The sequence below is a fragment of the Streptomyces sp. NPDC007162 genome, assembly GCF_040634175.1.
Taxonomy (GTDB): domain Bacteria; phylum Actinomycetota; class Actinomycetes; order Streptomycetales; family Streptomycetaceae; genus Streptomyces.
In genome coordinates this window covers 1-8,138 of record NZ_JBEYFC010000409.1, presented here as the reverse complement: position 1 = coordinate 8,138, position 8,138 = coordinate 1, and the positions used below count along the sequence as shown (strand labels likewise).

Below are 8,138 nucleotides of genomic sequence, written 5' to 3'. Positions count from 1 at the left end.
GCGAGGAGGTAGGGGTCCGGGTAGGGCTTGGTGCGCGAGACCTCGTCGCCTGCGATGGACAGGGTGAAGTGCTGCGGGCCCAGCACGGTCAGGACGCGGTCGATGATGCGCCGGTGCGAGGCGGAGACCAGGGCGGTCGGGATCTGCTGTTCGAACAGTTCGGCGAGGAGTCGCCGGGCGCCCGGCATCAGCGGCAGGGCGGCGCCGATGCGCTCCTCGAAGCCGTCGTTGAGCAGCACGCTGAGCTCGGCGAGCGTGATGGCCGCCCCGGTGGCCTCGATGAGGAAACCGGCACTGCGGGTCATGGGACCGCCGACCACGACATGGCGCCAGGAGTCGTCGAGGGCGTGGCCGAGACGGGCGAAGACCTCGACCTCGACGTCCCACCAGAAGCCCTCGGTGTCCACCAGGGTGCCGTCCATGTCGAGGAGGACCGCTTGCAGGGCCGAGCCTTCGGCCGTACGGGTTCCGAGCGCGGGGACCGTGCTGGTCATCCGGGCGCACCTCCTTGAGGGACGAGCAGGCCGGTTCCCATGCGGGGAACCGGCCTGCTGTGGACCGACCAGTGTACGACTTATCCGATCAGTGTGCTCTGTGTGACACGTCTCGGTGTCGGCGTACCGCTCAGCGCGCGTTGAAGTACTTCGCCTCCGGGTGGTGGATCACGATGGCGTCCGTGGACTGCTCGGGGTGCAGCTGGAACTCCTCGGACAGGTGGACGCCGATGCGCTCCGGCTGGAGCAGGTCGGCGATCTTGGCGCGGTCCTCCAGGTCGGGGCAGGCGCCGTAGCCGAGGGAGAAGCGGGCACCCCGGTACTTCAGGGCGAACATGTCCTCGACGTCGGCCGGGTCCTCGCCGGCGAAGCCGAGTTCGGAGCGCACGCGCGCGTGCCAGTACTCGGCGAGGGCCTCGGCCAGCTGGACGGACAGGCCGTGCAGTTCGAGGTAGTCGCGGTAGGCGTTGGCCTCGAACAGCTTGGCGGTCTGCTCGCCGATGCGCGAGCCGACGGTGACGACCTGGAGGCCGACCACGTCCGTCTTCCCCGACTCCTCCGGGCGGAAGAAGTCGGCGAGGCAGAGGCGGCGGCCGCGGCGCTGGCGGGGGAAGGTGAACCGGGTGCGTTCGTTGCCGCGGTCGTCCAGGATGATCAGGTCGTCGTCCTTGGAGACGCACGGGAAGTAGCCGTAGACCACGGCCGCCTCCAGCAGGTTCTCCGTCTGGAGCCGGTCGAGGAGCCCGCGCAGCCGGGGCCGGCCTTCCGTCTCGACGAGTTCCTCGTACGACGGTCCCTCGCCGGTGCGGGCCTGCTTGAGGCCCCACTGGCCCTTGAACAGGGCGCCCTCGTCGAGCCAGCCGGCGTACTCCTTGAGCTGGATGCCCTTGATGACGCGGGTGTCCCAGAACGGCGGGGTGGGCACCGGGTTGTCGACGGCGACGTCGGAGCGGACATGGCCCTCCTCGGGCCGCTCCTCGACCTCGACGGTGGCGGCCTGCCGGACCCGGCGCTGCTTCAGCTCCGGCAGGACGGCTCCGGGCACACCGCGCTTGACGCCGATGAGGGCGTCCATCAGGCGCAGGCCCTCGAAGGCGTCGCGGGCGTAGCGGACCTCGCCCTCGTAGAGCTCGTGCAGGTCCTGCTCGACGTAGGCGCGGGTGAGGGCGGCGCCGCCGAGGATGACCGGGTAGCTGGCCGCGAGGCCGCGCTGGTTGAGCTCCTCCAGGTTCTCTTTCATGATCACCGTGGACTTGACCAGCAGGCCGGACATGCCGATGACGTCGGCGCGGTGCTCGTCGGCGGCCTCCAGGATCGCGGAGACGGGCTGCTTGATGCCGAGGTTGACGACGTTGTAGCCGTTGTTGGAGAGGATGATGTCGACGAGGTTCTTGCCGATGTCGTGGACGTCGCCGCGGACGGTGGCAAGGACGATGGTGCCCTTCCCTTCGGTGTCCGACTTCTCCATGTGCGGTTCGAGGTGGGCGACGGCGGTCTTCATGACCTCGGCGGACTGCAGGACGAAGGGCAGCTGCATCTGGCCGGAGCCGAACAGCTCGCCGACGACCTTCATGCCGTCGAGCAGGGTCTCGTTGACGATGTCGAGGGCGGCGCGGGTCTCCAGGGCCTCGTCGAGGTCGGCCTCCAGGCCGTTGCGCTCGCCGTCGATGATGCGGCGCTTGAGGCGCTCCTCCAGCGGGAGGGCGGCCAGTTCCTCGGCCTTGCCGGCCTTGAGGGACTTTGCGGTGGCGCCCTCGAAGAGCTGCATCAGCTTCTGGAGGGGGTCGTAGCCCTCGGTGCGGCGGTCGTGGATGAGGTCGAGGGCGGTCCGCACCTCCTCCTCGTTGAAGCGGGCGATCGGGAGGATCTTGCTGGCGTGCACGATCGCCGAGTCCAGGCCCGCCTTGACGCATTCGTCGAGGAAGACGGAGTTCAGCAGGATGCGGGCGGCCGGATTGAGACCGAAGGAGATGTTGGACAGGCCCAGGGTGGTCTGGACGTCCGGGTGGCGGCGCTTGAGTTCGCGGATCGCCTCGATGGTGGCGATGCCGTCCTTGCGGGACTCCTCCTGGCCGGTACAGATGGTGAAGGTCAGGGTGTCGATGAGGATGTCGGACTCGTGGATGCCCCAGTTCCCGGTGAGGTCGTCGATCAGCCGTTCGGCGATCTCGACCTTCTTCTCGGGGGTGCGGGCCTGCCCCTCCTCGTCGATGGTCAGCGCGATCAGCGCGGCGCCGTGCTCGCGGGCGAGCTTGGTGACCTTCGCGAACCGGGAGTCGGGGCCGTCGCCGTCCTCGTAGTTGACGGAGTTGATGACCGCGCGGCCGCCGAGCTTCTCCAGGCCGGCCCGGATGACGTCGACCTCGGTGGAGTCGAGGACGATCGGCAGGGTGGAGGCGGTGGCGAAGCGGCCGGCCAGCTCCTCCATGTCGGCGACGCCGTCGCGGCCGACGTAGTCCACGCAGAGGTCCAGCATGTGGGCGCCCTCGCGGATCTGCTCGCGGGCCATCTCCACACAGTCGTCCCAGCGGGCGGCCAGCATGGCCTCGCGGAACTTCTTGGAGCCGTTGGCGTTGGTGCGCTCGCCGATGGCCAGGTAGGAGGTGTCCTGGCGGAACGGGACCGTCTGGTAGAGGGAGGCGGCGCCGGGCTCGGGGCGCGGGCTGCGCTCGGGCGGGGTGACGTCCCGGACGCGCTCGACGACCTGGCGCAGGTGCTCGGGGGTGGTGCCGCAGCAGCCGCCGATGAGCGAGAGGCCGTAGTCGCGGACGAAGTTCTCCTGGGCGTCGGCCAGGCCCTCGGGTCCGAGCGGGAAGTGCGCGCCGTCCTTGGTGAGGACCGGCAGACCGGCGTTCGGCATGCACAGCAGCGGGATGCGTGAGTGCCGGGTGAGGTAGCGCAGGTGCTCGCTCATCTCGGCGGGGCCGGTCGAGCAGTTCAGGCCGATCATGTCGATGCCGAGCGGCTCCAGCGCGGTCAGCGCGGCGCCGATCTCGGAGCCGAGCAGCATGGTGCCGGTGGTCTCGAAGGCCATCGAGACCAGGAGCGGGACCTGCACACCGAGCGCGTCCATGGCGCGGCGGGCGCCGAGCACCGAGGACTTGGTCTGCAGGAGGTCCTGGGTGGTCTCGACGATCAGCGCGTCGGCGCCGCCGGTGAGCAGGCCCTCGGCGTTCTGCTGGAAGCCGTCGCGGATGGTGACGTACGGGACGTGGCCGAGGGTGGGCAGCTTGGTGCCGGGGCCGATGGAGCCGAGGACCCAGCGCGGGCGGCCGTCCCGGGCGGTGAAGTCGTCGGCGGTCTCGCGGGCGATGCGGGCACCGGCCTCGGACAGCTCGTGGACGCGCTCGGGAATGTCGTACTCGGCCATGGCCGAGTGGTTGGCCCCGAAGGTGTTGGTCTCGACGCAGTCGACGCCCACGGCGAAGTACGCCTCGTGGACCGAGCGGACGATGTCGGGGCGGGTCAGGTTCAGGATCTCGTTGCAGCCTTCGAGCTGCTGGAAGTCCTCGAGCGTGGGGTCCTGCGCCTGGAGCATGGTGCCCATGGCTCCGTCGGCGACCACCACGCGGCTGGCGAGCGCCTCTCGGAGCGCGGACACCCGGGTCCGGCTGTCGGCGGAAGGGGACGGTGGCAACGAGGCCATGAAGGGGCTCCCTTGGATGCGACGGCTGTCGGCTATGCGGTTTCCCCGGGCTCACCCGGGTACGGACGCACCGCGCCAGCGTAACCGGCAGTGGGCTTGGATGGGCAGGGCGTCCATGTGGCGGACGAGTGAGGCAGGTGCCGATCAGCGACGTATGGCCTGGTGGTGGCGGATCATGCACGGGTCCGGGCGATCCGCCCGGACCCGTCACGGAGTGGTCACGGGTGCCCGGCCGAGGTGGCCGGTCCGCCACGTGTGATGTAACAGGTGTCGACCGACCATTGGCGGGGAGTCGACATGGACCGGTAGTGTTCGACATTGCCGAACACCGGTTACGGCGGTCGTGACGGAGAGTTCCACAGGGGACGGAGGCAGGACGGCGATGGCACGGAACATCCAGTCGCTCGAACGGGCGGCCGCGATGCTGCGGCTGCTCGCGGGCGGCGAGCGGCGGCTCGGCCTGTCGGACATCGCCTCGTCACTGGGTCTCGCCAAGGGCACCGCCCACGGCATACTGCGCACCCTCCAGCTGGAGGGGTTCGTGGAGCAGGACGAGGCGTCGGGGCGTTATCAGCTGGGCGCGGAACTGCTCCGGCTCGGCACCACCTACCTGGACGTCCACGAACTGCGCGCGCGGGCGCTGGTGTGGACGGACGACCTGGCCCGTTCCAGCGGGGAGAGCGTCTACCTGGGCGTTCTCCACCAGCAGGGCGTGCTGATCGTGCACCACGTGTTCCGGCCGGACGACAGCCGGCAGGTGCTGGAGATCGGGGCGATGCAGCCGCTGCACTCCACGGCCCTGGGCAAGGTGCTGTCGGCCTACGACCCCGTCGCGCACAGCGAGGCCCTGGAGGCCGACCGCAAACCCTTCACGGACCGTACGACGTGCGAGCTGGACGCGTTCGAGCACATCCTCGACATCACGCGCGCGCGTGGGTACGCGGCCGACGTGGAGGAGACCTGGGAGGGCGTGGCGTCGGTGGCGGCACCGATCCACGACCGGCGGCGGATGCCGGTGGGCGCGGTGGGCATCACGGGGGCGGTGGAAAGGCTGTGCCGGGACGGGGAGTTGACACCGGAGCTGATCGCGGCGGTGCGGGACTGCGCCCGTGCGGTGTCGCGGGACCTGGGCGCGGGGCGGTTCTGACCGTCTGCCGCTGATCGTCGTTCGAGGCCGGTTCGCCTGTCGGTGGACCGGCCTCAGTCGTACCCTGAATGAGACAAAGCAGGACATAACCGCAGTTCAGTGGGTGCTCTGTGGCATTTCCGGCCCCGTGAGTCCGACAAAGATCGATAACTCACAGCAATCAATAACGATCGTGCTTTCGATAACAGAACCCTTGACGCGCGTGCGACGCCGGGGCGAGACTCCCGTCCATCGGTCGGCATTGTCGAACACCTACCGGCAATACGCGCTAGAGTGTGACAACGCCAAGGGCCGGATTCGCTCTCACCCCCGAGGGCGCCAACACCCCGAAGGGACTCGGGGTTCGGCTTCCCTGGACGAAGGACAAAGGAGTCGCGGGTGTCCAGCTCCGACATCTTCATCGGCGAGACCATCGGTACCGCCATACTCATCCTGCTCGGCGGTGGCGTGTGCGCCGCCGTCACGCTCAAGGCCTCCAAGGCCCGTAACGCCGGCTGGCTCGCCATCGCCTTCGGTTGGGGCTTCGCCGTCCTGACGGCCGTCTACATCTCCGGACCGCTGTCCGGTGCCCACCTCAACCCGGCCGTCACGGTCGCTCTCGCGATCAAGAACAGCGACTGGAGCAACGTCCCGGTCTACTTCGCCGGACAGCTGCTCGGCGCGATGATCGGCGCCTCCCTGGTGTGGGTCGCCTACTACGGCCAGTTCCAGGCGCACCTCACCGACAAGGAGATCGTCGGCGGTCCGGGCGCGCAGGCCACCTCGGCCAAGGCCGTCGAGGCCCAGGAGAAGGGCGCGGGACCGGTCCTCGGCATCTTCTCCACCGGTCCCGAGATCCGGAACGCGGTGCAGAACCTCGCCACGGAGATCATCGGCACCGTCGTGCTGATCCTCGCGGTCCTCACCCAGGGCCTCAACGACAAGGGCAACGGCCTCGGCGTGCTGGGCGGCCTGATCACCGCCCTGGTGGTCGTCTCGATCGGTCTGTCGCTCGGCGGCCCGACGGGTTACGCCATCAACCCCGCCCGTGACCTCGGCCCGCGTATCGTGCACGCGCTCCTCCCGCTGCCCAACAAGGGCGGTTCCGACTGGAGCTACGCCTGGATCCCGGTGGTCGGTCCGCTGATCGGCGGAGCCATCGCGGCAGGCATCTACAACGTCGCCTTCGCTTAAGACACAGGCTCGCGCCGTACCGCCTGTCCACCACGGATCTTCGAGGAGCACACAGTGACCGACGCTCACACCGCAGGCCCCTTCATCGCCGCCATCGACCAGGGCACGACCTCCAGCCGCTGCATCGTCTTCGACAAGGACGGCCGTATCGTCTCGGTCGACCAGAAGGAGCACGAGCAGATCTTCCCCAAGCCGGGCTGGGTCGAACACAACGCCAACGAAATCTGGACCAACGTCCAGGAAGTCGTCGCCGGCGCCATCCAGAAGGCCGGCATCACCCGCGACGACATCAAGGCCATCGGCATCACCAACCAGCGCGAGACCACCGTGCTGTGGGACAAGAACACCGGTGAGCCCGTCCACAACGCCATCGTCTGGCAGGACACCCGCACCGACGCCCTCTGCCGCGAGCTCGGCCGCAACGTCGGCCAGGACCGCTTCCGCCGCGAGACCGGCCTCCCGCTGGCCTCCTACTTCGCCGGCCCCAAGGCCCGCTGGCTGCTCGACAACGTCGACGGCCTCAAGGAGCGCGCCGAGGCGGGCGACATCCTCTTCGGCACCATGGACACCTGGGTCATCTGGAACCTGACCGGCGGTGTCAACGGCGGCAAGCACGTCACCGACGTGACCAACGCCTCCCGCACCCTTCTCATGAACCTGCACACCACGCAGTGGGACGAGAAGATCGCCGAGTCCATCGGCGTGCCGCTGCAGATCCTGCCCGAGATCCGCTCCTCCGCCGAGGTCTACGGCGAGGTCACCGGAGGCAAGCTCGGCGACCTGCTCGGTGGCATCCCGGTCGCCTCCGCGCTCGGCGACCAGCAGGCGGCCCTGTTCGGCCAGACCTGCTTCTCCGAGGGCGAGACCAAGTCCACCTACGGCACCGGCACCTTCATGGTGATGAACACCGGTGACAAGATCATCAACTCCTACGCGGGCCTGCTGACCACGGTCGGCTACAAGATCGGCGAGCAGCCGACCGTGTACGCGCTGGAGGGCTCGATCGCCGTCACCGGCTCGCTGGTGCAGTGGATGCGCGACCAGATGGGCCTGATCTCCACCGCGGCCGAGATCGAGACGCTCGCGCTCTCGGTCGAGGACAACGGCGGCGCCTACTTCGTACCGGCCTTCTCCGGTCTGTTCGCCCCGCACTGGCGTTCCGACGCCCGCGGTGTGATCGCCGGCCTGACCCGGTACGTCACCAAGGCGCACCTGGCCCGCGCGGTCCTGGAGGCCACCGCCTGGCAGACCCGCGAGATCGCGGACGCCATGACCAAGGACTCCGGCGACGAGCTGGTGACCCTGAAGGTCGACGGTGGCATGACCGCCAACAACCTGCTGATGCAGCAGCTCGCCGACGTCCTGGACGCGCCCGTGGTGCGCCCGATGGTCGCGGAGACCACCTGCCTCGGTGCCGCCTACGCCGCCGGCCTCGCCGTCGGCTTCTGGTCCAGCACCGACGAACTGCGCGCCAACTGGCGCCGGGCCGCCGAATGGACCCCCCGCATGGACGCGGAGACCCGCGACCGTGAGTACAAGAACTGGCTCAAGGCCGTCGACCGGACCATGGGCTGGATCGACGAAGACGAGAGCTGACGAGAGCGCACCAGCTCTCCCGATCGAGCTCTGACGAGGAGTAAGAACCCGACATGACCAGTCAGTCCACCCTGCAGTCCGT

Annotated in this window: 5 protein-coding genes; 3 read left to right on the top strand and 2 right to left on the bottom strand. The window is 69.0% G+C overall.

The features are described from left to right. A partial coding sequence (locus ABZ646_RS34245) for an HAD family phosphatase (RefSeq protein WP_360527730.1) occupies positions 1 to 494 on the bottom strand: 494 nt, incomplete at its 3' end. A 130-nt stretch (positions 495 to 624) separates the two neighbouring features. After that, a complete protein-coding gene (gene metH, locus ABZ646_RS34240; RefSeq protein WP_360527727.1) occupies positions 625 to 4,140 on the bottom strand; it encodes a methionine synthase in 3,516 nt (1,171 codons plus the stop codon). A 382-nt stretch (positions 4,141 to 4,522) separates the two neighbouring features. Here metH and ABZ646_RS34235 point away from each other — a divergent pair, with 382 nt between their 5' ends. The 3 genes from ABZ646_RS34235 (at position 4,523) to glpK (ending at position 8,056) form a co-directional block, all read left to right on the top strand. After that, positions 4,523 to 5,287: an IclR family transcriptional regulator gene (locus ABZ646_RS34235; protein ID WP_046734457.1), complete on the top strand. Its 765-nt coding sequence runs from the start codon at positions 4,523 to 4,525 to the stop codon at positions 5,285 to 5,287. Between the two features lie 378 nt (positions 5,288 to 5,665). Next, positions 5,666 to 6,460 carry an MIP/aquaporin family protein gene (locus tag ABZ646_RS34230; RefSeq protein ID WP_360527724.1) on the top strand — a complete coding sequence of 265 codons (795 nt, stop codon included), beginning with the start codon at positions 5,666 to 5,668 and terminating at the stop codon, positions 6,458 to 6,460. A 54-nt stretch (positions 6,461 to 6,514) separates the two neighbouring features. Beyond that, the gene (gene glpK, locus ABZ646_RS34225) at positions 6,515 to 8,056 is read left to right on the top strand and encodes a glycerol kinase GlpK (RefSeq protein ID WP_360527721.1); all 1,542 of its coding nucleotides are present in this window, start codon (positions 6,515 to 6,517) and stop codon (positions 8,054 to 8,056) included. Positions 8,057 to 8,138: the final 82 nt, after the last annotated feature.

Excerpts from the sequence above, each read along its gene's own strand:
- metH (WP_360527727.1), bottom strand. The coding sequence starts at position 4,140 with ATGGCCTCGTTGCCACCGTCCCCTTCCGCCGACAGCCGGACCCGGGTG.
- ABZ646_RS34235 (WP_046734457.1), top strand. The coding sequence starts at position 4,523 with ATGGCACGGAACATCCAGTCGCTCGAACGGGCGGCCGCGATGCTGCGG.